The sequence below is a fragment of the Micromonospora sp. LOL_015 genome (assembly GCF_048060275.1).
GTDB lineage: Bacteria > Actinomycetota > Actinomycetes > Mycobacteriales > Micromonosporaceae > Micromonospora_E.
This window is the reverse complement of the sequence record NZ_JBHMIO010000001.1, coordinates 15,437-39,583: the sequence shown is the minus strand read 5'-3', so window position 1 is coordinate 39,583 and position 24,147 is coordinate 15,437. Positions and strand designations below refer to the sequence as shown.

The window sequence follows — 24,147 nt, the reverse complement described above, 5'->3', positions numbered from 1 at the left end:
AGCAACACCGGTTGACACAGACAGCGGTCCCGCCGGGCGTAATGCCCGGCGGGACCGCTGTCTGTCGTGGCGTACCACTGTCTGCCGCGCCCACTGTGCGGCCCGCCCCTGTGGGACCACCCACTGACCCGAACTGGCGGACACGAGCCCCCCGGCGGACCGGCCGGGCAGCCGATCCGGTTCACTGGGCGGCATGCTGAGGGTAGGTCTCACCGGCGGCATCGGCGCTGGCAAGAGCGCCGTCGCCAACCGGCTCGCCACACACGGCGCGGTGATCGTCGACGCCGACCGGCTCGCCCGGGAGGTGGTGGCGCCCGGCACCGACGGACTGGCCCGGGTCGTCGCGGCCTTCGGGCCGGACGTCGTCGCCAACGACGGTGCCCTGGACCGGCCCGCCCTAAGCGCCCGGGTCTTCGCCGACCCGGCCGCCCGGCGCCGGCTGGAGGAGATCGTGCACCCGCTGGTCCGGGCCCGTACCGCCGAACTCACCGCCGCCGCCCCGACCGACGCGGTCGTGGTCAACGACGTGCCGCTGCTGGTGGAGACCGGGCTGGCCGCCACGTACCACCTGGTGGTCGTGGTGTCGGCGGCCGAGACGCTGCGCGTCGAACGGCTGACCCGCGACCGGGGGATGGCACCCGACGACGCGCGGGCCCGGATCCGCGCCCAGGCCGACGACGCGCAACGCCGCGCCGCCGCCGACGTGCTGCTGGCCAACGACGGCCGCCGCGACGACCTCACCGCCGCCGTCGACCGGCTCTGGCGCGACCGGCTGGTGCCGTACGAGGCGAACCTGCGGGCCGGCCGGCCCGCGCCGCGCCCGCCGCGGGCGGTCCTCGCTGAGCCCGACCCGACCTGGCCGGAGCAGTTCGACCGGCTGGCGGCCCGGGTGCGGCGGGCGGTCGGCGCCGACCGAAGGGTCGACCACATCGGCTCCACCTCGGTGCCCGGTCTGCCGGCCAAGGACGTCATCGACATTCAGCTCACCGTTGAGTCGCTGGACGATGCCGACGGCTGCGCCGCCGCCCTCGCCGCCGCCGGGTTCCCCCGGTTTCCCGGCGACTGGTGGGACAACCCGCGCCGTGACCCGGGCACCGGCCAGCCGGGTGAACGCTGGCCGAAGCGGCTGCACGGCAACGCCGACCCGGGCCGGCCGGTCAACCTGCACGTGCGGGTCGCCGACTCGCCGGGCTGGCGCTACGCGTTGGCGTTCCGCGACCACCTGCGCGCCGACCCGGCAACCCGGGCCGACTACCTGGCGACCAAGCGCCGGCTGACCACCGACCGGCCGACCACCCGGGAGTACGCCGAAGCCAAGGAGCCGTGGTTCGACCAGGCGTGGCCGCACCTGCTGCGGTGGATCGAGGAGACCGGCTGGCAGCCGTGACAGGACCAACCGGCGGGGATGAGTAGGTGGGGCGCTCGCGGCGGCCGGGTCACGCGGGGCGTGACAACTCCGGGTGCGCTCACCGGCTGGCGCCAGGGCAGCTACCCGAACATCCGGACCCGTGGCGCGCCGCGATGGGCGCTGCCGGTGGTCCGCGCGGCCGCCGCGAGCGGCCTACCCTGCAACGGTATCGCGGGTGAGGCAACCCACACAATGACAATATCGATGCCGATCGGCGACCGGCGGCACTCTGTCGGACCCACGGCGTAGGTTGGGGCCATGGCGCTCGACATTCCGCGACTCGACGGCCGCTTCCAGGTCGTCAGCGACTACTCGCCGGCCGGCGACCAGCCGGCAGCCATCGACGAGCTTGAGCGCCGGGTGCGTCGCGGCGACCGGCATTCGGTGCTGCTCGGCGCGACCGGCACCGGCAAGAGCGCCACCACCGCCTGGCTGGTCGAGCGGCTGCAGCGGCCCACCCTGGTGATGGCCCCCAACAAGACGCTCTGCGCCCAGCTGGCCAAGGAGTTCCGCGAGCTGATGCCGCACAACGCGGTGGAGTACTTTGTCTCCTACTACGACTACTACCAGCCCGAGGCGTACATCCCACAGACCGACACCTACATCGAGAAGGACTCCTCGATCAACGAGGAGGTGGAGCGGCTGCGCCACTCGGCGACCATGTCCCTGCTGACCCGCCGCGACGTGATCGTGGTCGCCACCGTCTCGGCGATCTACGGCCTCGGCACCCCGCAGGAATACCTCGAACGCGCGGTCAAGGTCACCGCCGGCGCCGAGCAGGACCGCGACTCGCTGCTGCGCCGCCTGGTCGACATCCAGTACGCCCGCAACGACCTGTCGTTCAGCCGGGGCACGTTCCGGGTCCGCGGCGACACCCTGGAGATCATTCCGGCGTACGAGGAGCTGGCGGTCCGCATCGAGTTCTTCGGTGACGAGATCGAGCGGCTCTACTACCTGCACCCGTTGACCGGTGACGTGGTGCGCGAGGTCGACCAGCTGCTGATCTTCCCGGCCACGCACTACGCCGCCGGGCCGGCGCGGATGGAGCGGGCGATCCGCGACATCGAGGCCGAGTTGACCCTGCGGCTCGCCGAGCTGGAGCGGCAGGGCAAGCTCCTCGAGGCGCAGCGGCTGCGGATGCGCACCACGTACGACATCGAGATGATGCGCCAGGTCGGCTTCTGCTCCGGCATCGAGAACTACTCGATGCACATCGACGGCCGCGACTACGGCAGTCCGCCGCACACCCTGCTCGACTACTTTCCGGACGACTTCGTCACCGTCGTCGACGAGTCGCACGTGACGATCCCGCAGATCGGCGGCATGTTCGAGGGCGACGCCTCGCGCAAGCGGATGCTGATCGACCACGGGTTCCGGCTGCCCAGCGCGGCCGACAACCGGCCGCTGCGCTTCGACGAGTTCCTGGAACGGGTCGGTCAGATGGTGTTCCTGTCCGCCACCCCCGGGCCGTGGGAGCTGGAGCAGGCGGCCGGCGAGTTCGTCGAGCAGGTGATCCGCCCCACCGGCCTGGTCGACCCGCAGGTCAAGGTCAAGCCAACCAAGGGCCAGATCGACGACCTGATGCACGAGATCCGGCTGCGCACCGACCGCGACGAACGGGTGCTGGTCACCACGCTGACCAAGAAGATGGCCGAGGACCTCACCGACTACCTGCTGGAGCACGGCATCCGGGTGCGCTACCTGCACTCCGAGGTCGACACGCTGCGCCGGGTGGAGCTGTTGCGCGAGCTGCGCAAGGGCGACTACGACCTACTGGTCGGCATCAACCTGCTCCGCGAAGGTTTGGACCTGCCCGAGGTGTCGCTCGTCGCGATCCTCGACGCCGACAAGGAGGGCTTCCTGCGCAGCGGCCGGTCGCTGATCCAGACCATCGGCCGGGCCGCCCGTAACGTCTCCGGCGAGGTCCACATGTACGCCGACAAGATGACCCCGTCGATGGCGGACGCGATCGACGAGACCAACCGGCGTCGGGCCAAGCAGGTGGCGTACAACGAGGCCAACGGCATCTCGCCGGAGCCGCTGCGCAAGAAGATCCACGACATCCTGGACGACATCTACCGGGAGGCCGACGACACCGACGGCGCGCTCGCCGGTCGGTCGGTCGGCGGCTCCGGCCGGCAGATGTCGCGCGGCAAGGGCCCGGTGCCGGAGACCCGCAGCAGGGGCCGGGGCACCGCCACCCCGTCGAGTGCCGGGATGGCCCGCGCCGACCTGGCCCAACTGATCCAGGAGCTGAACGACCAGATGCTGAACGCCGCCCGCGAACTGCAGTTCGAGCTGGCCGCCCGGATCCGCGACGAGATCTCCGAGCTGAAGAAGGAGCTGCGGGCGATGGACGTCGCCGGCGTCAGCTGAGCCGATTACCGGGGATGAGCTGGGCCAGCTCCGCGCCGGGGCGCTGGTAGGCCCGCCAGAGCAGCCCCCAGGTGTCGTCGAGTCCTGCCTCGTCGTCGCGCTGCTGCTCGGCGGGATCGTTGTCGGGAGCTGCCTGCCTGAGCGGTGGTGTCGCCTGGGCAGGTGGGGAAGGCCAGCCCGGCTCGCCGGGGCGGATCAGCTCCAGCTCACCCCATTGCAGGTAGAACGTCCAGGCGTCCTCGACCGTGCGGAAGATGCCGACCTCGCGGATCTCCCGCTGCGGGTGCCGGAAGTAGACCAGTGCCTCGTCGGCGTACTCCAGACCCCACCCGACGGCTGGAAACTCAGGCGCCCCGTCCACCGGGTCGACCGGCTCGATCAGCAGGAACTGCGTGGGCGGTGAGGTTCCGTTCATGACTTCCTCCAGGTTGTCTTCGCTGAGAATCACAGTCGCGGTGCGTTCGGCAGACACGCCGTGAGTCTCGGTTGGGGGAGCTTGACCTGCCGGTGTCGGTGCCGGCTACCGGCCTTACGCCGGGCCGGGCTGACCGCGCCGCCGAGTCGCGGGATGTCGAGCCTCATGTATGTCAGTCAACACCAACAGACCCTAAACCGCAATACTGCGAAACAAGGGGTGCGGACCATGGTGTGTGGATCAGGTCATCGTGACAAGGGATTTGATGCTCGTATACCGTGATCAACGGACTGTGGCGAACGCCGTCTAGGTCGGACCGTGATGATCCACGCGGAACGACTAGGCTGCAGGGTGGGAGGGACGAATGACCACAAGGAGGGGCACCGCTGGGCCCGACGGCTCGGGCTCGATGGCCGCGCGCAGGAGGCTCGGACGGCTGTTGACCGAACTGCGCGAAGCCAAGGCCATCACGCAGGGCGCGGCGGCCGAGTACATCGAGCGCGTGCCCTCCACCCTCTATCGGATAGAGACCGGCAAGCCAGGGGTCCGCATCCGGATCAAGCAGGACATCCATGGCCTGTGCGAGCTGTACGAGGCCGACGCCGCCACCCGCGAGGCGCTCGTGCAGCTCGCCGAGACGACCAAGGTCAAGGGCTGGTATCAGCCCTACCACGAGCTTTTGGCGCAGACGAACTTCGACTCGTACATCGGTCTGGAACAGGACGCGAGCGAGATCGACACCTTTGAGTCGCAGCTTGTGCCCGGCCTGTTGCAGACCGAAGGGTACGCTCGCGCGCTGGTCAGCGTCCCAGACAACAGGGAACGAGACGGTGACGAGATCGAGCAACGGGTCCAGATGCGGCTGCGCCGGCAGGAGATCCTGACCCGGCCGAATCCCGTTCGGCTGGACGCCGTGCTGGGTGAGTCGGTGCTCCGGCAGGTGGTCGGAGGCCCTGCGGTGATGACCGAACAGCTTCGGCACCTTGCGACCATGAGTGAGCGGCCGAATATCACGGTGCGTGTGCTACCCTTCACGGCTGGACTCCACGACGGGTTGGTGTCCGGCAGCTTCGTGATCCTGCGGTTCCCCGACGGCGTCGAGCCACCGGTGGTGTACTCGGACGTTCTTCTGGGAGGACTCTGGTTCGAGGAGCCGAGCGAGGTCACCCGGTTCGACCGTGCGATGACCAGTATCAGCGACAGCGCCCTGGATCAACCTGCCTCCAAGGACATGATTCACCAGGCAGTTAAGGAGCTATCCCGAGATGTATGACCTGACCGGAGCGGTGTGGCGCAAGTCCAGCCGCAGCAACAACAGCAACAACTGCGTCGAGGTTGCGACCGGCGTGCCGAGCTGCGATGGGATTGTCGCCGTACGTGACAGCAAGGAGAAGGGCGGCCCAGCGCTGGCCTTCTCCCGCGACGATTGGAAGGCGTTCCTCGCCAGCGCCCATGCGGGCCACTTCGACCTGAAGGAGTGACGATGGCGTGTCCACTGACATCTTCCACCTCAACTACGTCTGGTTCCTCGGCCGGGCCGACCCCAGATGAGCCGATGCGTTGGCACAAGAGCAGCCGCAGCAACGCCAATGGAAACTGTGTCGAGGTCGGCGCAGCTGGGCGGACGGGCTGGCGCAAGAGCAGCCGCAGCAACGCCAACGGTGACTGTGTCGAGGTCGCCCCGGCTGATGGGGTCGTCGCGGTCCGCGACTCCACCGATCCGACCGGTCCGCAGCTCGCCTTCCCCGCTACCGCCTGGCGCTCCTTCGTGGACAGCCTGCGCGGCTGAGGTCGTGCGGGCGAAGCCCTACTACCGTAAGGGGCGGCAGCGTGGCGCCGCCAACCGATCGCCTGGCTCGCCGACCGGGTAGACGGTCGAGTGCCCGGTCACGACTCAGGGGCGCCGCCGAGCCCTTCGATCAGCCGCACGATCTGCGCCACCCCGGCCTTGATCTCCGCCGCGTCAGCCTTGTGCTCGGCGTAGTGGTCGAGCTGTGTCGCCCGCAACGCGGACAGAACCCTGGTGTGCCTGCACAACTCCGCCCGGCTCATGACGTCGATTCTCCCAGATCCGGCGAGCCTCACACCCCAACGGGGCCAGGGTCAGCTTGACCTCGGCCCGGGCGTTGCACGGGAGGCCGGTGTTGAGGCGTCGACACGGGCAGCGCGGCGTCGCACCGGGTTGCTATCGTGCCGGGTCCGCAGCCCCACGCCCTCCCCGGAGCACCGTCGATGACCATCAACGAGCACATCACCCACTTCGCCGGACTGCCGGTGGTCGACTTCGACCCGCAGACGGCGGCGCAGCACACCGGCACCCCGGTCGCCTGGCGGCTCAGCACGTCGGAGGAGGACGAGGTCGAATTCGCCCAGCTCTTCGCCACCTGGCTGGACACCGTCGACCCGGCGAGCGTCGAGACGCTGGTGACCGGCGACTGGGGCGAACCGTGGGACGTCGCGTTCCCGCTGGAGCTGCTGGTCGACGCCGCGCCCCGGCTGACCAACCTGCGGGCCGTCTTCCTCGGCGAGATGACCTTCGACGAGTGCGAGATCTCCTGGATCCTGCAGCCCGACGTCACCCCGCTGCTGGCCGCCTACCCGGCGCTGCAGGTGCTGCGGGTACGCGGCGCGATGTCCCTGCAGTTGCAGCCCGTGCGCCACACCGGGCTGCGGGAGTTCGCCATCGAGTCCGGCGGGCTGCCGGCCACCCTCACCCGCGCCGTCGCCGCCAGCGACCTGCCGGCCTGCACCCACCTGGAACTGTGGCTGGGCACCCCCGACTACGAAGGTGACACCTCAGTGGACGACCTGGCGCCGATCCTCGACGGCACCCGGCTGCCCGCGCTGCGTACCCTCGGGTTGCGCAACGCCGAGATCGCCGACGCGGTCGCCGCCGCGCTTACCGCGGCGGCGGTGGTGCCCCGCCTGGAAACCATCGACCTGTCGTTGGGCACTCTCGGCGACGACGGTGCCACCGCCCTGCTCGCCGGGCAGCCGCTGACCCACCTGCGCCGACTCGACCTGCACCGGCACTACCTGTCCGACGCGATGATGGTCCGACTGCCGGCCGCGCTGCCCGGCGTCGACATCGACCTGAGCGACCAGCAGGAGGTCGACGCGCACCGGGGGCGGTACGTCTCGGTCGGCGAATGACCGGTTGTTAACCTCACCCGATGAGCCACACCACGCCGCTGGTCGTGGTCGGCAACCCGGGCAACCGGCGGGTCGGGGCGTTCCGTGCCGCCGCGCACGCCGCTGGCCTGCGGGTTCGGGTGCTGTCCTGGCGGGAGCTCGCAGCCGGGGGCGAGGTCGCCCTGCCCGGCGGGGCGACGGTGCGGATCGACTCGCCCGGCGAGGACTCCGAGGCGGACCGGCTGCTGCGCGGCGCCGACCGGCCGCTCGACCACGGCGAGATCAGCGGCGGTGCCGCCTGGTACGCCGGGCTGCGCGCCGCCCTGGGCCGGCTCACCGACGCCGCCCGGCGGGCCGGCGCGACCCTGCTCAACGACCCGGCCGACATCGCCGTGCTGTTCGACAAACGGGCCGGGCATCGGCGGCTGGCCGCCGCCGGGGTGGCGCAACCGGTCATCCTGGACACCGCACCCAGCGACTGGGCGCAGCTGCGTACCGCCCTGTCCGACGTCGGCTGGGCCCGGGTCTTCGTCAAACCGGTGCACGGGTCGTCGGCGTCCGGGGTGCTCGCCCTGCACGTGCACGGCCGGCGGGTGCAGGCGGTCACCTCGGTCGAGCTGGCTGACGACGGGCGGCTGTTTAACTCGCTGCGGGTGCGGACCTACCGCACCGAGCGGGAGGTCGCCTCTATCGTGGACCAGCTGGCACCGGACGGGTTGCTGGTGCAGCGCTGGTTTTCGAAGGCCGGCCTGCACGGCCGGGTCGTCGACCTGCGGGTGCTGGTGATCGCCGGGGAGCCGGGCCACCTCGTGGTACGCAGCAGCGACGGCCCGCTGACCAACCTGCACCTGGGCAACCGGCGCGGTGACCCGGCGGCGGTGCGGGCGGCGCTCGGCCCGCGCCGGTGGGCGGCGGCGCTGGCCGACTGTGTACGCACGGCCCGCTGCTTCACCGGCAGCCTGCACGTCGGAGTGGACCTGATGATCGGCAGTGACTGGCGGCGGCACGCCGTGGCGGAGGTGAACGCCTTCGGGGATCTGCTCCCCGGTGTGCGCGACGCCGCCGGGCGGGACAGCTACGCTGCCCAACTGCATGCCATACGTACCGGCCAATTCGCCGCCTGGCGGACCACGGCCGCGATGGGGAGGTCGGCATGAAGGACCTGATCGGCAGCCACGACCTGCTGTTCGTCACGCTTGACACGTTGCGCTACGACGTGGCGGTCGAGCTGCTCGCCGCCGGTCGGACACCGCAGCTGGCCCGCGCGCTGCCCGACGGGCAGTGGCAGCGCCGGCACAGCCCGGCCAGCTTCACCTACGCCGCACATCAGGCGTTCTTCACCGGTTTCCTGCCCACCCCGGCCGAACCGGGCAGCCACCCCCGGATGTTCGCCGCGGCCTTCCCCGGCAGCGCCACCACCGACGAGCACACCTGGGTGTTCGACGCACCCGACCTGGTCACCGCGCTGCGCAAGGAGGGCTACCACACGGTGTGCGTGGGCGGTGTCGGGTTCTTCAACCGGTCCTCGCCGCTGGGCGCGACCCTGCCGGGACTGTTCGCCGAGGCGCACTGGGAGTCGGCGTTCGGGGTGACCGCGCCCGGCTGCTTCGAGGCCCAGCTGGACCGGATCGCCGAGGTCGTCCCGGCCGTCCCCGCCGACCAGCCGCTGTTCCTGTTCGTCAACGTGGCCGCCATGCACCAGCCGAACCGGCACTACCTGCCGGGCACCGAACGCGACAACCGGGACAGCCACGCCGCCGCCCTGGAATACGTCGACCGGCACATCGGGCGGTTGTTCGCGCTGGCCAGCTCCCGGGGCCGGCCCTGCCTGACGATCATCTGCGCCGACCACGGCACCGCGTACGGCGAGGACGGACACAGCGGGCACCGGGTCGGCCACGAGGTGGTGTGGACGGTGCCGTACGCCGATTTCGTGATCGCCCCCGGCGACTGGTCCGACGCCGCGACGCCGGACCCGACGTGACCGTCGCGGACCTGGACGCCTCGCCGTACCAGGGCTACCTGTACGGGTATCCGCACAAGACGGCGTACCGGCCGCTGCGGCCGCGTCCCGCGCTGGCCGACGTCTGGTCCGGGCAGCGCCGCACGAAGCTGTTCTGCTACCTGCACCTGCCGTTCTGCGAGATGCGCTGCGGCTTCTGCAACCTGTTCACCCGGGCCAACCCGCCGGCCGGGCAGGTGGCCGCCTACCTCGACCAGCTGCGCTGCCAGGCGGTACGGGTGTCCGCCGCGCTCGGCGACGACGCCCGGTTCGCCCGGGTCGCCGTCGGCGGCGGTACGCCGACCTACCTGGACGCCGACGAGCTGTCCACGATGTTCGACCTGGTCGACAGGTTCCGGCCGGCGGGCGTACCGACGGCGGTGGAGACCTCACCGGCCACCGCCACCCCGGACCGGCTCGCGGTGCTCGCCGCCCGCGGCACCACCCGGATCAGCATCGGGGTGCAGAGCTTCCTCGACGCCGAGGCGCGGGCCGCCGGCCGGCCGCAGCGTCGCGTCGAGGTCGAGCGCGCCCTGGCCGCCATCCGGGACCAGCCGATCCCGGAGCTGAACATCGACCTGATCTACGGCATCCCCGGCCAGACCGATGCCACCTGGGCGCAGTCGCTCGACGCGGCGCTGCGCTGGGAGCCGGAGGAGATCTACCTTTACCCGCTCTACGTCCGCCCACTGACTGGCCTGGCCCGCCGCGCCCCGGCCGACCTGCCTGATCCACAGTGGGACGCGCAACGGCAGGCGCTGTACCGGCACGGCGTCGACCGGCTGCGCGCCGCCGGCTACCGGCAACTGTCGATGCGGCACTTCCGTCGCGCGTCGCTGCCGGCCGTCGACGCCCCGGCGTACTCCTGCCAGGAGGACGGGATGGTCGGACTCGGCTGTGGCGCCCGGTCCTATACCAGCGACCTGCACTACTCGTTCGACTATGCGGTCTCCGTCGGGCAGGTGCGGGCGATCATCGACGACTATCTGCGCCGGCCGGAGTCCGACTTCGACGTCGCCGAGGTGGGTTTCCGGCTGGACCGCGACGAGCAGCGCCGCCGCTGGCTGATCACCTCGCTGCTGCGCGCCGACGGGTGCGACCAGGCGGCGTACGCGGCGCGGTTCGCCACCCGGGCCGTCGACGATTTCCCGCAGCTGGCGACGCTGGTCGACCGGGGCTGGTTGACGGTCACCCCGGATCGGCTGGCGTTGACCGGGGCCGGCCTGGCCCGCAGCGACGCGATCGGCCCGTGGCTGGTCTCGACCGGGGTCCGGGCGGCGATGGTCGGCCTGCCGGCCCGGTGAGCCGGATGGACCTGAGCATCCTCTACCGGGGTCCGCTGGCCAGCTGCAACTACGACTGCCCGTACTGTCCGTTCGCCAAGCGCCGCGACGACCCGGCAACGCTGCGCACCGACCGGGTGGCGCTCGACCGGTTCGTCGACTGGGCCGTGCGTAATCCGCACGGCGACCGGATCTCGGTGCTGTTCACCCCGTGGGGCGAGGCGTTGACCCGATCCTGGTACCGGCGGGCGCTGCTGCGGCTGGCCGGGCTGCCGCAGGTGGGCCGGGTGGCGATCCAGACCAACCTGGCCGCCCGGCTGGACTTCCTGGCCGACGCCGACACCGACCAGCGTCGCCGGCTGGCGTTCTGGGCCACGTACCACCCGGGCCAGGTCGACCGGGAGGTCTTCCTGCGCCGCTGCGGCACGCTGCGTACCGCCGGGGTGCGGTTCTCGGTGGGGGTCGTCGGTCTGCCCGAGCACCTGGCGGCCGCCCGGTCGCTGCGGGCGGCGCTGCCGGCCGAGGTCTACCTCTGGGTCAACGCCGCCGACGGGCACCGCTACGACGCCGCCCAGCAGCGGGCGTGGACCGAGCTCGACCCGCTGTTCGGCTACAGCGTGCACCCGCACCCGTCGGCCGGCCGGTCGTGCCGCACCGGGGAGTCGGTGGTCTCGGTCGACGGGTCCGGCACGGTACGCCGGTGCCACTTCGTCGCCGAACCGCTGGGCAACCTGTACGACGGCTCCTACCGGGCCGCACTGCGCCCGCGCCCCTGCCCACTGGTCTCGTGCGACTGCCACATCGGCTACGTACATCTGCGGGAGCTGCCGCTGTACGACGTCTTCGCCGGCGGCGTCCTGGAACGCATCCCGCACGCCTTCCCCGAAACGGTGTCGGAGGTCGCAGGCGCGGCCGGTCCGGCCGCCGCTGCGGATCCGGTCAGCGGCGGGTGACCCGGTCGACGGCGCGCAGCACCGCGGCGTGCCCGTCCTCGGCGGCGATCCGGCCCGCGAGGTGCCGGGCCCGTTGCGCGTACGTCGGCCGGTCGAGCACCGTGCGGATGGCGTCGGCCAGCCGGTCGGCGGTGAGCCGTCGGGCCGGCAGCGGCTCGGCGGCGACCCCGAGCCGCGTCAGCCGGGCGGCCCAGAACGGCTGGTCGGCGATGAGCGGCACGGTCACCGCCGGCACCCCGGCCCGCAGTCCGGCGGCGGTGGTGCCGGCTCCCGCGTGGTGGACCACCGCCGCCACCCGGGGCAGCAGCCAGTCGTGCGGTACGTCGCCGACGGCGAGGACGCCGTGGTTGCTGACTGGGCGGACGCCGTCGCCGCCGACCCGCAGCCCACCCCAACCGGCCTGCACGATCGCCCGTACGCCGGCCCGGCGCAGCGCGGTGCCGACCAGTGCCGGGAGTTCGGCGTCGAGGACCGCCATGCTGCCGAAGGTGATCAGCACCGGCGGCGGACCGTCGCGCAGGAATCCGGTCAGCTCCGGCGGGGGAGTCCAGTGCGGATCGTCGGCCGGCCACCAGTAGCCGACGACCTCCAGCCCGGGGCGCCAGTCGGCTGGTCGGGGCAGCACGCTCGGACTGAACCCGTGCAGCACCGGCCAGCCCGACCGCCGGGCCTGTTTCAGCAGGCTGGCCAGCGGGACCGGCGGCAGGCCGAGCTGGTGGCGCAGCCGCCGGGAGGAGCGGTCATACGCCCGCGCGCTGACCGCCTCGGCGCCGCGCCCCAGGGCCCGGTTGCCGACCGGCCCGAAGGACCGGTCGCCGAGCAACACCGGCGGGAAGTCGCCGGTCGGTGCGACCGGTTGCAGGAAGACCCCGATGCTCGGAATCCCGTGTCGTTGCGCCACCGAGTAGCCCAGCGGCGCGGTCGTGGTGGCCAGCAGCAGCACGTCGGCGTCGGCACCGACGTCGACCAGTCCGGTTGCGAGATCGTCGAGGTAGCGCCGACCCTGCCGGACGAACTCGGCGGTGCCGCGCAGCCCGCCGCCGAGCCGGTGCAGCCGCCGCCCGCCGGGGGTGAGTTGGGCGGCGTACGGGTCACCGGGTAGCGGACGGAAGGCGAGACCGCTGCCGGTCACCAACCCGTGGAAGGTGCCGTGGGTCGCCACAGTGACCCGGTGGCCGGCAGCGCGTAGGGCTTGTCCCAGCCCGGTGTACGGTGCGACGTCGCCGCGGCTGCCGGCGGTCACAATCTCTATCCGCACTGCGGGCTCCGGATTGGTCCGGACCGCCCGGACGCCGGCAGGGTCCGGGTCACGCCGGCAGGTCGACGAAGTGTTCGACCACCGGCGGCGCGGCGAAGTAGGGACCGATCAGTTCCCGCCACCGCAGGTACCGGTCGGTGGCGCGGAAGTTCTGCTCGTGTGCGTCGACGGAGTCCCACTCGACCAGCAGCACGAACCGGCTGGGGCTTTCCACCCCCCGGGTCATCCGCACCGACCGGCAGCCGTCAGTCGCAGCCAGTAGGTGGCGGCCGGCGGCGTACGCTGCGACGAAGTCGGCTTCCCGGCCGGCCTGGACATCGACCAGCGCGATCTCAAGCACCATGGCGGCAGCCTGCCACATGGCTGCGTTCGGACCGGCCCGAGGGGCCGTTTCTGGGCGGCTCTGACGGGCATGCCCACGGTCGTCCGATGCCTATCTAGCCTCCTAGGACGGCAGAGGAGTTGTGCTTGTCATCACCGGTAAGCCGCCCCGGTGTGTCGTTTGCCCGGTAGTTGCGCAACAATGACGCAGGAGGAGGGGAGTATTCCCCCGCGTTGGTGTCGTCAGCACGGTTGGCCCGCATGGTGGACCGACCCGGCACCAGCGGTCGTCGTCACCAAGGTAGACAGAGTTCGGTGGACGGCGGCGGAAGAGACCTCCGTCAGTCACTGCTGTGCGCACCTCCACGAAGACCGGGGCATCCCGCCCCGGTTCCGGTCGGCGGTGCCCTGTGCCTGCCGGAGGTCCGAGTGAACATCCCTGCCTGGGTTTGGCTGGTCAGCCTGGTAGTACTGACCGCGGTGCTGATCGCCGACCTGTTGATCATCGTCCGGCGGCCGCACGAACCGAGCATGCGCGAGTCAGCCGGCTGGACCGTCTTCTACGTAGCGCTCGCGGTGATCTTCGGCCTCGGGGTGTGGGCCACGTCCGGTGGGCGGTACGCCGGCGAGTTCTTCGCCGGCTACGTCACGGAGAAGAGCCTCTCCGTCGACAACCTCTTCGTGTTCGTGATCATCATGGGTCGGTTCGTGGTGCCCCGGAAGTACCAGCAGAAGGTGCTTCTGGTCGGCGTCGTGCTGGCGCTGGTGCTGCGCGGCGGGTTCATCGCGGCGGGTGCCGTGCTGATCTCCCAGTTCTCCTGGGTGTTCTACATTTTCGGCGCTTTCCTCATCTACACCGCGATCGGCCAGCTACGCCAGCCTGAGACGACCGACGAGTTCTCCGAGAACGCGCTGATCCGGTGGAGCCGGCGGGTGCTGCCGGTCTCCGGCGACTACGACAGTGGGCGGCTGACCACGGTGACCGAGGCTGGCCGGCGGATGTTCACGCCGATGCTGATCGTCATGATCGCGATCGGCGTCACCGACCTGATCTTCGCGCTGGACTCGATCCCGGCGATCTTCGGCATCACCCAGGAGCCGTACCTGGTCTTCACCGCCAACGTCTTCGCGTTGATGGGGCTGCGGCAGCTCTACTTCCTGCTGGGCGGCCTGCTGGACCGGCTGGTCTACCTCAGCTTCGGCCTGGCGGTGGTGCTGGGCTTCATCGGCGTCAAGCTGGTGCTGGAGGCGTTGGCCGACAACAGCCTGTTCTTCGTCAACGGTGGCGATCCGGTCGGCTGGGCACCGCACATCCCGATCTGGCTGTCGCTGACCGTCATCTTCGTGACCCTGCTGGTCACCACGGTGGCCAGCCTGGTCAAGTCGTCCCGGGACCGTAAGCGGGAGCTCGCCGACCTCGTCAAGTGACCGGCCGCTGGGGTCGCCGGCAGCCGGCGACCCCAGCGGCGGTGCGTTCAGCTCTGGTGCTTGCGGCGGGCCGCCGCCCGGGCCCGTGCGGTCTGGTCGAGGATCACCTTGCGCAGCCGTACCGCCTCGGGGGTGACCTCGACGCACTCGTCCTCGCGGCAGAACTCCAGCGCCTGCTCCAGGGAGAGCTTGCGGGGCGGCACCAGCCGCTCCAACTCGTCGGCGGTCGACGAACGCATGTTCGTCAGCTTCTTCTCTTTGGTGATGTTGACGTCCATGTCGTCCGCGCGGGAGTTCTCGCCGACCAGCATGCCCTCGTACACCGGGGTACCCGGCTCGACGAAGAGCGAGCCGCGTTCCTGCAGGTTGAACATGGCGAAGCTGGTCGCCACGCCGGTCCGGTCGGCGACCAGCGACCCGGTGGGCCGGGTCCGCAGCTCGCCGAACCACGGCTCGTAGGACTCGAAGACGTGGTGCAGGATGCCGGTGCCGCGGGTCTCGGTGAGGAACTCGGTCCGGAACCCGATCAGCGCGCGGGCCGGTACCAGCCACTCCATCCGGATCCAGCCGGTGCCGTGGTTGACCAGCTGCTCCATCCGGCCCTTGCGGGTGGCCAGCAGCTGGGTGATCGCGCCCAGGTACTCGTCGGGGGCGTCGATGGTCAACCGCTCCACCGGCTCGCAGACCCGTCCGTCGATCTCCCGGGTGACCACCTGCGGCTTGCCGACGGTCAGCTCGTACTGCTCGCGGCGCATCTGCTCGACCAGGATGGCCAAGGCGAGTTCACCACGGCCCTGCACCTCCCAGGCGTCCGGGCGTTCGGTGGGCAGCACCCGCAGCGACACGTTGCCGATCAGTTCGCGGTCCAGCCGGTCCTTGACCAGCCGGGCGGTCACCTTCGACCCCTTGACCTTGCCGGCCAACGGTGAGGTGTTGGTGCCCAGGGTCATCGAGATCGCCGGCTCGTCGACGGTGATCAACGGCAGCGGGCGGGGGTCGTCCGCGTCGGCCAGGGTCTCGCCGATCATGATGTCCGGGATGCCGGCCACCGCCATGATGTCGCCCGGTCCGGCGGCCTCGGCGGGCTTGCGTTCCAGTCCCTCGGTCATCAGCAGCTCGGAGATGCGGACCTTCTGCAGGCTGCCGTCGGTGCGGCACCAGGCGACGGTCTGGCCCTTGCGGATGGTGCCCTGCCGGACCCGGCACAGCGCCAGCCGGCCCAGGAACGGCGAGGCGTCGAGGTTGGTCACGTGCGCCTGCAGCGGCGCGTCCGGGTCGAAGGCCGGTGCCGGGATCGTCTCCAGCAGGGTGCGGAACAGCGGTTCCAGGTTGTCGCTGTCATCCGGCACCGCGCCGCCGGCCGGCTGGGTCAGCGAGGCGACGCCGTCGCGGGCGCAGGCGTACACGATCGGGAAGTCGATCTGAGTCTCGTCGGCGTCGAGGTCGAGGAAGAGTTCGTAGGTGTCGTCGACGACCTCTTTGATCCGCGCGTCCGGCCGGTCCACCTTGTTGATTACCAGGATGATCGGCAGCCGGGCCTGCAGCGCCTTGCGCAGCACGAACCGGGTCTGTGGCAGCGGCCCCTCGCTGGCGTCGACCAGCAGCACCACGCCGTCGACCATGGTGAGGCCGCGTTCCACCTCGCCGCCGAAGTCGGCGTGCCCCGGAGTGTCGATGATGTTGATGACGACCGGGTCGCCCTGGCCGGGCACGTAGCTGATCGCGGTGTTCTTGGCCAGGATGGTAATGCCCTTTTCGCGCTCCAGATCCATGGAGTCCAGCGCCCGGTCGGGCAGTTCGGCGCGGGCGTGCAGCTGGCCGCCTTGGCGCAGCATCGCGTCAACCAGCGTGGTCTTGCCGTGGTCGACATGCGCGATGATGGCCACGTTACGGAGATCGGAGCGGGTCTGCATGCTCCTATCCTCCGGCATCGACGCGCCGGCCCGGCATCGGGTCGGCCCCGACGGGCACCTGCAGAGGGGTGCTGCGGCGGGCGAGCGCGCTCGGCCACCAGAACCGTCGGCCGAGCACCATCGCGATCGCCGGCACCAGCAGGGTCCGGACCAGCAACGTGTCGAGCAGTACGCCGAACCCGACGATCACCCCGATCTCGGTCAGGGGGACCAGCGGCAGCACGCCGAGGACGGTGAAGACCGCAGCGAGCAGGACACCCGCGCTGGTGATTACTCCGCCGGTGACGGCGAGCGCGGTCCGCATGCCCTGCCGGGTGCCGTCGACCGCCGCCTCCTCCCGGGCCCGGGAGGTGAGGAAGATGTTGTAGTCGACGCCGAGGGCGACCAGGAACAGGAACGCCAGCAGCGGCACGCTGGTGTCCAACGCCGGGTAGCCGAGCACCTGGGTGAACAGGGTGGTGGCCGCGCCAAGGGCGGCGAAGAAGGTGGCGACGACCGTACCGACCAGGATCAGTGGCGCGACGATGGAGCGCAGCAGCACGATCAGCACCACCAGCACCACCACGAGCACCAGTGGGACGACGACCCGCAGGTCACGCAGGGCGGCGTCGCGGGTGTCCAGGTTCGCGGCGACGGAGCCGCCGACGAGGGCGTCGGCGGCCGGTACCGAGTCGAGCGTGGCCCGCAGGTCCCGGATGGCGCGGTAGCTTTCCGCGCTGTCCGGTTCTGCGCGTAGCACCACCTCGACGACGGCGAGGTCGTCGGTGCCGCCGGCGGGTCGGGCGCTGGCGACCCCGTCGACCGTTTCGATGGCGGCGAGCACCGCCGGCGTCTGGGCGGCGTCGGCGACGACGATCACCGGGTCGGCGGCGCCGGGTGGGAAGGACCGGGACAGGGTGGCCAGCCCGTCGATGGATTCGGCGCTGACCCGGAACTGTTCGGTCTTGCTCAGCCCGATCCGGGCGTCGAACAGGCCGGTGGCCAGCACGGCGAGCAGCAGCAGGGAGCCGGCGAGCACGGTGCGGGGTCGGCGGCTGACCAGCGCGCCGGCCCGGGCCCAGATGCCGCTGCGGGTGGGGTCGGGCTGGCCGGTGCGGGGGACGAATGGCCAGAACAGGCCGCGTCCGCAGACGGACAACGCGGCGGGCAGCACGATCAGGCCGTACAGCATGGCGGTGGTGATGCCGACGGCGCCGGCGACGCCGATGGCGCGGTCGTTGGCGAGTACGGCGGCGAGCAGGGTGAGCAGGCTCAGCACAACGGTCAGGGCGCTGGCGGCGATTGCTGGGCCGGCGGAGCTCAGCGCCCGGCGCAAGGCTCGGCGGCGGTCGGGTTCGCGGCGCAGTTCCTCGCGGTAGCGGGCGATCAGCAGCAGGGCGTAGTTGGTGCCGGCACCGAAGACGAGCACGTCGACGATGCCGGTGGTGGAAGGGTCGATCCGCAGGTCGACGGCGCGGCTGACGATGGCGATGAGGCCGTTGCTGACCACATCGGCGGTGCCGACCACGGCGAGCGGCACCAGCCACAGCCAGGGGCTGCGGTAGGTGATCAGCAGCAGCGCGGCGACGACGGCGACGGTGGCGGCGAGCAGGGTGACGTTGGCGCCGTCGAAGGCGGCGGCGACGTCGGCGGTGAAGCCGGCACCGCCGGTGAGTTCCGCTTCGGCGCCGGCGGGAAGTCCAGCGCGGGCCTCGGCGCGGAGCCGGTCGACGATCTCGCCGAGACGTTCGATGTCGATTTCGGCGGGGAGTGGGACGGCGACCAGGGCGGCGGTGCGGTCGGGGGCGTACACCGGTGGGCCGACCTCGCCGGCGGCGTCGCGGGCGAAGGCCTCGCGGTCGGCGGTGATCGCGGCGTCGTCGTCGGCGGTCAGCGGGGCGCCGTCGCGGGAGTAGACGACGAGGGCCGGGTTGACCTGCCCGCCGGGCAGTTGCCGGCGCAGTTCGGCGACCTGGACCGACTCGGCGGAGTCGGGCAGCGCCCCGGTGGGGTTGTCGCCGGTGCGGGGGTCGCCGGCGAAGCCGATCACCAGCGCGGAGAAGGCCGCGGCGGCGAGCAGAACCAGCCAGGCGGTCCACCGGCCGCAGATGATCGCGGTCAGCCGGGTGCCGAGCGGTGTGGGCATGTGTGCACCTCGTTCGTCGCCGGTTGGGCGGGGGCAAAATCCCACGGTTATCCAGTATCTCGTTCATCAAGATTATATCCAGGCTGGGATAGGGTCAGGCCAGGGCACGGATCGGAGGGCACACGGTGGGCGCCGGTGTATGGGGGACCCGGCCGAGCGGTCGGTCAGCGGTGGTGGCGGAGATCATCCGCCGGTTGCGCAGCTACACCGTCGACGCCGGCCACGTCGGTCACGCCTTCGCCGCACTGCACGACCTGCACGCCACCGATCTGCAGGCGCTGATCGCGGTGATGGACGCCGAGCAGACCGGGGTTCCGATCACCCCGGGCGGCCTGGGCGTGCACCTCAACCTGACCTCCGGCTCGGTCACCGCCCTGGTGGACCGGCTGGAGCGGGCCGGACACCTGTACCGCGACCGGGACCCGGACGACCGGCGCAAGGTGCGGCTGCGGTACGCGGCCGAGGGCGCCGCCCTGGCCCGCGAGTTCTTCGCCCCGCTGGGCCGGCGTACCGACGCCGTGATGGCCGACTTTACCGACGATGAGTTGGAGACGGTCCGCCGGTTCCTTGCGGCGATGGGCGAGTCCACCCGGGCGCACCGCGACGAGGTGCGCGCCGCCGTTCGGGACGGCGGCCGTGGGCGCTGACGGCGTACCCGGCGGCCGGCCCGAACGCCGGCACGGTGTCGCGGGCCTGCGGCGGTTCGGGGCCGGGGGTCCGTGGCGGGTCCGGATCCGACGCGACCTTGCCGTGCGGACCCGCGACGGGCTGCGGCTGCGGACTGACCACTATCGGCCGGTGGGCGCGGGCGCCGCGCCGACCGTGCTGGTCCGGACCCCGTACGGTCGGGGCGGTCCGGTCCGGCTGCTCGGTCTGCTGTTCGCCCGCCGTGGCTGGCACTGCGTCGTCCAGTCGTGCCGGGGCACGTTCGGGTCCGACGGCCTGTTCGAGCCGTTGCTGCACGAGCGGGCCGACGGGCTGGACACCCTGGAGTGGCTGCGCCGGCAACCCTGGTACGACGGACGGCTCGGCACCTTCGGCATCTCCTACCAGGGCTTCGGGCAGTGGGCCACGGCCGCCCATGCCGGCGACGACCTACGGGCGATGGTCGCGGTGGTCACCGCCGCGCAGACCCGCGACTCCACGTACGCCGGCGGCGGGTTTTCGCTGGACACGGTGCTGACCTGGGCGGAGCTGATGTCGGCCCAGCAGGTGCCGTGGCTGACCCGCCAGCGTGAGCTACGTCGTGGCCTGCCCCGGCTGACCGCCGGTCTGGCGCACCTGCCCCTGGCCGAGGCGGACCGGGTCGCGACCGGCTCCACCGTGCCGTTCTTCCAGGAGTGGCTCACCCAGCACTCTCCGGCGGCACCATACTGGCTGCCCCGCACCTTCCACCGGGAGGTCGCCCAGGTCCGGGCCCCGGTGTCGATGGTGACCGGTTGGCACGACATCTTCCTGCCGGCCCAGCTGGCCGATTACGCGGCGTTGCGGGCGGCGGGTCGGCGGCCCAAGCTCACCGTCGGGCCGTGGACGCATGGCAGCCCCGGGCTGTTTGTCACGGCGTACCGGGAAGCGGCGGCGTTCTTCGCGACCCGTTTCGGTGAAGTGCCCGGCGCGTCCGGGCGCCGGCCGGTACGGGTACACGTCGCCGGGGCCGGGTGGCGCGACCTCGCCGACTGGCCACCGCCGGCGACGACCACCGGGTGGTACCTGTGGCCCGGTGGTCGGCTGGGCCGGGCGATGCCGCCCCGGTCGGCGCCGGACCGGCACCGCTACGACCCGGCGGCACCGACTCCGGCGGTGGGTGGGCCGATGCTGATCGCCCAGCACGCCGGGGTGCGCGACAACCGGCAGTTGGAGGCCCGCCCGGACGTGCTGACCTACACGAGCGGGCCGCTGGACGGGCCGGTGGAGCTGATCGGCCCGGTGACGGCCGAGGTGTACGTCCGCTGTACCGTCGCGTACTTCGACGTGTTCGTACGGCTGTGCCGGGTCGACCGGCGCGGCAGGTCATGGAACATCTGTGATGGACTGTCCCGGGTGGACGGGCCGGCGGGCGGCGAGGCGGTCCGGGTGCCGGTGACCCTCTGGCCGACCGCCTGCCGACTGTCGGCGGGGGAACGGTTACGGGTGCAGGTCAGCGGTGGCGCGCATCCGCGGTGGGCGAGGAACCCGGGCTCCGGTGAGCCGCTGGGTACGGCCGCCCGGCTGCTGAGCAGCCAACGGTGGATCTTCCATGACCCGCAGCGGCCGTCGGTGGTCTGGTTGCCGGTCACACAGGACTGACGATCCCTGCCGCCGGCCGCCACCCGGCCTCCGGCGGCGGGCCGTGCCAACCGATCCGAACCAGCAGCGGTCCACGACTTTACCCCTTGCCTGCCAATACTCAGAGTTATTTGCCCTGGTCAGAAGCTTGTGGGGCACGCTACTCTCGATACATGGCACCGTCGGGATGGCGTCGGTCACCAAGACTGACGACACCGGAAGGGCCGGGATCGAGCCGTCGCCGGACGTGCCAGTCGAAGTGAGTCACCGGCCTGGCCAGCCGGTGCGCACAGTGGACCTCATGGCGCGGCGGCGCACGCACCGGTGAGCGGAACCGCACCGGTGAGCGGGGCCACCCGGCAGGTGGCGGCCGAGCCGGTCCATGGTCCTACGTTCCTCCGACGTCGACCGGAATCGATCCACCCACCCATCCGCCGGCTGGGAAAGGAGGCACCACCACATGGGAATCTGGACCGATCTCGCTACCTGGCGGGGTCCCACCGTGAACAGCGGCAACGGCGCCGGTGCGTTCAACGAGCCGGAGGACCGCCTCGACGCGCACCACGGCATCGTGGTGCACATTGCCGACGGATACTTCGAGGGCACTATCGCCTGGCAGCGTAATCCCGCGTCGCGGGTGTCGTCGCACTTCGTCGTGGCCAAGGACGGGCGCATCGCGCAGATGGTCGACACCGAGATCCGGGCGTGGACACAGCGGGCCGGCAACCGCACCTGGCTCAGCATCGAGAACGAAGGGTTCCTGCCGGACCGGCTCACCGCCCCGCAGCTGGAGGCGAACGCCCAACTGCTGGCCCGATCACACCTCGAACACGGCGTGCCGGTGCGTAACGCGAACAGCCCGCGCGAACGCGGACTCGGCCATCACAGCATGGGTGCCGAGAACGGATTCGACTGGGGACACAGCCAGTGTCCCGGTCCCGCGATCGTCGCTCAGAAACCGACGATCGTCGCCCGCGCGGCGCAGATCGTCACCGCGATCCGACCGCCGGTACCACCCCGACCGAGATGGATCATCGACGACCTCGACGACCCGGGAGACACCGTCATGTATCTCGTGCAGTGCACCATCCAGACCCCGAACCCGATCTACGTCGTGCACGACAGCGGCAAGGTCCGGCACATCGGGCCCGCCGAACTCGCGTACCTGCGTGGGCTCGGTGGCGAGGACGAGGTGCCCACCATCACCGAGTCCGATCCGGCCGCCTGCTCGCGGTTGCTGGCCGAGGCCCGGGTCGCCCAGGGCTTCCTGCAGGACTGAACGGTCCGGTGCGGCCCGGACCTCATCCGGCTGGTGTCGAGGACTCCCAGCCGACGCCCGGGTATCCGCCGGACTGCCGCCAGAAGTCGTCGCCCGGCTCGCGCCGGCGGTGTCCGCAGCGTCCCGTGTACCCATCCGGTCGCGCCGCCCGTCCTGACCCGGCTGGCCGTGGAGAGCCGGGTCTGGTGATTCCGAATCGACGGCTGCCCGCCAACGGGTGGCTCCAACCTGCCGGGGGGTGGATGTCGGTGCCGGGGGATCAGCCGACGGTTTCGGTCCGGGGTGGTGTGGGTACGGCTGCGGTGTTCACACCTGTTGCGCCCGTACCGTGAGGAGCGAACGATCATGGCCGACCAGCACATCCGGCAGGATCCGACGGAGCAGTACGGTCAGCAGCGGGGTCAGCCGGTGCAGAAACAGCCACCGCCGGGCACCGGCGCCAGGATGGATCCGCCGCCGGACCATGGCGAGGAGAGTTACCGGGGCTCCGGCAGGTTGGCCGACCGGCGGGCGGTGATCACCGGCGGGGACTCGGGGATCGGTCGCGCGGTGGCGCTCGCGTTCGCCCGGGAAGGCGCCGACCTCGTGCTGTCGTACCTGCCGCAGGAGGAGCGCGACGCCCGGGAGACGGTCCGGCTGGTCGAGTCGGCCGGCCGGCGGGCGGTGCCGGTGCCCGGCGACATCACCACCGAGCATCAGTGCGTCGAACTGGTGCGACGCGCCGTCGAGGAGCTCGGCGGCATCGACATTCTGGTCAACAACGCCGGGTACCAGATGGCGCAGGAGAAGGGGATCGCCGAGATCTCCACCGAGCAGTTCGACCGGGTGCTGAAGACCAACCTGTACGCGTTGTTCTGGATCTGCAAGGCGGCCGTGCCGCACATGCCGCCGGGGTCCAGCATCATCAACACGTCGTCGATCCAGGCGTTCGATCCGTCGCCGTCGTTGTTGGACTACGCGACCACGAAGGCGGGCATCGTGAACTTCACCAAGGGGCTGGCGACGAACCTGGTCGACCAGGGGATCCGGGTGAACTCGGTGGCACCCGGGCCAGTCTGGACGCCGTTGATCCCGGCGACCATGCCGCCGGAGGCGGTGGGTAAGTTCGGCACCACCTCGCCGATCGGTCGGCCGGCGCAGCCTGCGGAGCTGGCCCCGTCGTTCGTCTTCTTCGCCTCACAGGAGTCCAGCTACACGACCGGCGAGGTGCTCGCCGTGACCGGCGGTCGCCGCACGATCTGACCGTCGCCGCGTCGCTGTGACAAGTCACCAGCCCCGCGCCCGCCACTGCGGCAGCGCCGGACGCTCGGCACCGAGCGTGGAGTCCTTTCCGTGACCGGGGTAGAACCAGGTGTCGTCGGGCAGCCGGTCGAACAGCTTGCGCTCGACGTCGTCGATCAGCGATAGGAAGTTGCGCCGGTCGCCGCGGGTGTTGCCGACCCCGCCGGGGAACAACGCGTCGCCGGTGAACAGGTGCGCCACCCCGCGCGGATCCCGGTAGAGCAGGGCGACCGAGCCGGGCGTATGTCCGACCAGGTGGACGACCTCCAGTTCGCAGTCGCCGACCGCGACCCGGTCGCCGTCGGCGATGGTGGCGGTGACCAGGGGCAGCCCGTCGGCGTCGGCCGGGTGGGCGAGCGAGGCGGCCCCGGTCGCGGCGGCCACCTCCTCCAGTGCCACCCAATGGTCCATGTGCTGGTGGGTGGTGACCACGGCGGCGAGCCCGGCCGGACCGATCAGCTCCAGCAGCCGGGGTGCCTCGTTCGCCGCGTCGATCAGCACCTGCTCGCCGGAGCTGGTGCAGCGCAGCAGGTAGGAGTTGTTGTCCATCGGCCCGACCGCGATCTTGGTGATGGTGAGCCCGGTCAGCTCCCGGACGTCCGGCGCGCCGCCTACGGTGACGTCTCCCTGGTAGGGCACCGGAACCTCCTGCTGGTTGTGGCTGGGCGGAATTGGCTTTCCCCGGCTGCCGTCAGAAGGCTACCGTTG

22 protein-coding genes are annotated in these 24,147 nt (G+C 71.3%); 15 read left to right on the top strand and 7 right to left on the bottom strand.

Going from position 1 to position 24,147, the window contains the following annotated elements; all coding sequences use genetic code 11:
- The first annotated feature begins 193 nt into the window (after window positions 1–193).
- Both coaE and uvrB read left to right on the top strand, forming a co-directional pair.
- Window positions 194–1,387 (top strand): dephospho-CoA kinase, encoded by a 1,194-nt coding sequence (coaE, locus tag ACFHWU_RS00170; RefSeq protein WP_416589525.1) that lies wholly within the window; start codon window positions 194–196, stop codon window positions 1,385–1,387.
- A 279-nt stretch (window positions 1,388–1,666) separates the two neighbouring features.
- Window positions 1,667–3,784: an excinuclease ABC subunit UvrB gene (gene uvrB, locus ACFHWU_RS00165; RefSeq protein ID WP_416589524.1), complete on the top strand. Its 2,118-nt coding sequence runs from the start codon at window positions 1,667–1,669 to the stop codon at window positions 3,782–3,784.
- Here the strand turns inward: uvrB and ACFHWU_RS00160 are convergent.
- Window positions 3,777–4,256 carry a hypothetical protein gene (locus tag ACFHWU_RS00160; protein ID WP_416589523.1) on the bottom strand — a complete coding sequence of 160 codons (480 nt, stop codon included), beginning with the start codon at window positions 4,254–4,256 and terminating at the stop codon, window positions 3,777–3,779. The genes uvrB and ACFHWU_RS00160 overlap by 8 nt on opposite strands.
- A gap of 307 nt (window positions 4,257–4,563) precedes the next feature.
- Between ACFHWU_RS00160 and ACFHWU_RS00155 the strand changes: the two genes are divergently transcribed.
- The 3 genes from ACFHWU_RS00155 to ACFHWU_RS00145 all read left to right on the top strand — a co-directional run bounded on the left by ACFHWU_RS00155 (window position 4,564) and on the right by ACFHWU_RS00145 (window position 5,988).
- Complete coding sequence (locus ACFHWU_RS00155; RefSeq protein WP_416555518.1) at window positions 4,564–5,472, top strand: helix-turn-helix domain-containing protein; 909 nt, start codon at window positions 4,564–4,566, stop codon at window positions 5,470–5,472.
- Entirely contained in the window at window positions 5,465–5,680 is a 216-nt protein-coding gene (locus ACFHWU_RS00150; RefSeq protein WP_416555516.1) for a DUF397 domain-containing protein, read from the top strand. Before ACFHWU_RS00155 ends, ACFHWU_RS00150 begins: the two co-directional genes overlap by 8 nt.
- A 74-nt stretch (window positions 5,681–5,754) precedes the next feature.
- Complete coding sequence (locus tag ACFHWU_RS00145; RefSeq protein ID WP_416555514.1) at window positions 5,755–5,988, top strand: DUF397 domain-containing protein; 234 nt, start codon at window positions 5,755–5,757, stop codon at window positions 5,986–5,988.
- Between the two features lie 98 nt (window positions 5,989–6,086).
- Here the strand turns inward: ACFHWU_RS00145 and ACFHWU_RS00140 are convergent, their stop codons facing one another.
- Window positions 6,087–6,251, bottom strand: a complete 165-nt coding sequence (locus ACFHWU_RS00140; protein WP_416589522.1) for a hypothetical protein — start codon at window positions 6,249–6,251, stop codon at window positions 6,087–6,089.
- 180 nt (window positions 6,252–6,431) lie between these two features.
- Here ACFHWU_RS00140 and ACFHWU_RS00135 point away from each other — a divergent pair, with 180 nt between their 5' ends.
- The 5 genes from ACFHWU_RS00135 to ACFHWU_RS00115 are packed head-to-tail and all read left to right on the top strand — an operon-like array spanning window position 6,432 to window position 11,569.
- The gene (locus ACFHWU_RS00135; protein ID WP_416589521.1) at window positions 6,432–7,352 is read left to right on the top strand and encodes an STM4015 family protein; all 921 of its coding nucleotides are present in this window, start codon (window positions 6,432–6,434) and stop codon (window positions 7,350–7,352) included.
- 20 nt (window positions 7,353–7,372) lie between these two features.
- Window positions 7,373–8,488 carry an STM4014 family protein gene (locus tag ACFHWU_RS00130; RefSeq protein ID WP_416589520.1) on the top strand — a complete coding sequence of 372 codons (1,116 nt, stop codon included), beginning with the start codon at window positions 7,373–7,375 and terminating at the stop codon, window positions 8,486–8,488.
- On the top strand, window positions 8,485–9,315 hold the full coding sequence (locus ACFHWU_RS00125) for an STM4013/SEN3800 family hydrolase (RefSeq protein WP_416555506.1): 831 nt from the start codon (window positions 8,485–8,487) through the stop codon (window positions 9,313–9,315). The genes ACFHWU_RS00130 and ACFHWU_RS00125 overlap by 4 nt, the downstream gene beginning before the upstream one ends.
- On the top strand, window positions 9,312–10,637 hold the full coding sequence (locus ACFHWU_RS00120; RefSeq protein ID WP_416589519.1) for an STM4012 family radical SAM protein: 1,326 nt from the start codon (window positions 9,312–9,314) through the stop codon (window positions 10,635–10,637). The genes ACFHWU_RS00125 and ACFHWU_RS00120 overlap by 4 nt, the downstream gene beginning before the upstream one ends.
- 5 nt (window positions 10,638–10,642) lie before the next feature.
- Complete coding sequence (locus ACFHWU_RS00115; RefSeq protein WP_416555502.1) at window positions 10,643–11,569, top strand: STM4011 family radical SAM protein; 927 nt, start codon at window positions 10,643–10,645, stop codon at window positions 11,567–11,569.
- Here the strand turns inward: ACFHWU_RS00115 and ACFHWU_RS00110 are convergent.
- Both ACFHWU_RS00110 and ACFHWU_RS00105 read right to left on the bottom strand, forming a co-directional pair.
- Window positions 11,556–12,812: a glycosyltransferase gene (locus ACFHWU_RS00110; RefSeq protein ID WP_416589518.1), complete on the bottom strand. Its 1,257-nt coding sequence runs from the start codon at window positions 12,810–12,812 to the stop codon at window positions 11,556–11,558. The genes ACFHWU_RS00115 and ACFHWU_RS00110 overlap by 14 nt on opposite strands.
- 64 nt (window positions 12,813–12,876) lie before the next feature.
- Window positions 12,877–13,170, bottom strand: a complete 294-nt coding sequence (locus tag ACFHWU_RS00105) for an antibiotic biosynthesis monooxygenase family protein (RefSeq protein ID WP_416589517.1) — start codon at window positions 13,168–13,170, stop codon at window positions 12,877–12,879.
- A 407-nt stretch (window positions 13,171–13,577) separates the two neighbouring features.
- Here ACFHWU_RS00105 and ACFHWU_RS00100 point away from each other — a divergent pair, with 407 nt between their 5' ends.
- A complete protein-coding gene (locus ACFHWU_RS00100) occupies window positions 13,578–14,576 on the top strand; it encodes a TerC family protein (RefSeq protein WP_416589516.1) in 999 nt (332 codons plus the stop codon).
- Between the two features lie 47 nt (window positions 14,577–14,623).
- Here the strand turns inward: ACFHWU_RS00100 and typA are convergent, their stop codons facing one another.
- Both typA and ACFHWU_RS00090 read right to left on the bottom strand, forming a co-directional pair.
- The gene (typA, locus tag ACFHWU_RS00095) at window positions 14,624–16,489 is read right to left on the bottom strand and encodes a translational GTPase TypA (protein ID WP_416555494.1); all 1,866 of its coding nucleotides are present in this window, start codon (window positions 16,487–16,489) and stop codon (window positions 14,624–14,626) included.
- 4 nt (window positions 16,490–16,493) lie between these two features.
- On the bottom strand, window positions 16,494–18,614 hold the full coding sequence (locus tag ACFHWU_RS00090; protein ID WP_416589515.1) for an MMPL family transporter: 2,121 nt from the start codon (window positions 18,612–18,614) through the stop codon (window positions 16,494–16,496).
- Between the two features lie 125 nt (window positions 18,615–18,739).
- On the opposite strand from ACFHWU_RS00090, the gene ACFHWU_RS00085 reads away from it, so the two are divergent.
- The 4 genes from ACFHWU_RS00085 to ACFHWU_RS00070 all read left to right on the top strand — a co-directional run bounded on the left by ACFHWU_RS00085 (window position 18,740) and on the right by ACFHWU_RS00070 (window position 23,400).
- Window positions 18,740–19,261 carry a MarR family winged helix-turn-helix transcriptional regulator gene (locus ACFHWU_RS00085; RefSeq protein ID WP_416589514.1) on the top strand — a complete coding sequence of 174 codons (522 nt, stop codon included), beginning with the start codon at window positions 18,740–18,742 and terminating at the stop codon, window positions 19,259–19,261.
- On the top strand, window positions 19,155–20,900 hold the full coding sequence (locus ACFHWU_RS00080; RefSeq protein WP_416589513.1) for a CocE/NonD family hydrolase: 1,746 nt from the start codon (window positions 19,155–19,157) through the stop codon (window positions 20,898–20,900). The genes ACFHWU_RS00085 and ACFHWU_RS00080 overlap by 107 nt, the downstream gene beginning before the upstream one ends.
- Window positions 20,901–21,339: 439 nt before the next feature.
- A complete protein-coding gene (locus tag ACFHWU_RS00075) occupies window positions 21,340–22,158 on the top strand; it encodes an N-acetylmuramoyl-L-alanine amidase (protein ID WP_416589512.1) in 819 nt (272 codons plus the stop codon).
- A gap of 345 nt (window positions 22,159–22,503) precedes the next feature.
- On the top strand, window positions 22,504–23,400 hold the full coding sequence (locus ACFHWU_RS00070; RefSeq protein ID WP_416589511.1) for an SDR family oxidoreductase: 897 nt from the start codon (window positions 22,504–22,506) through the stop codon (window positions 23,398–23,400).
- A 24-nt stretch (window positions 23,401–23,424) separates the two neighbouring features.
- Here ACFHWU_RS00070 and ACFHWU_RS00065 read toward each other — a convergent pair whose 3' ends face one another.
- Window positions 23,425–24,078, bottom strand: a complete 654-nt coding sequence (locus ACFHWU_RS00065) for an MBL fold metallo-hydrolase (RefSeq protein WP_416589510.1) — start codon at window positions 24,076–24,078, stop codon at window positions 23,425–23,427.
- Between the last annotated feature and the right edge of the window lie 69 nt (window positions 24,079–24,147).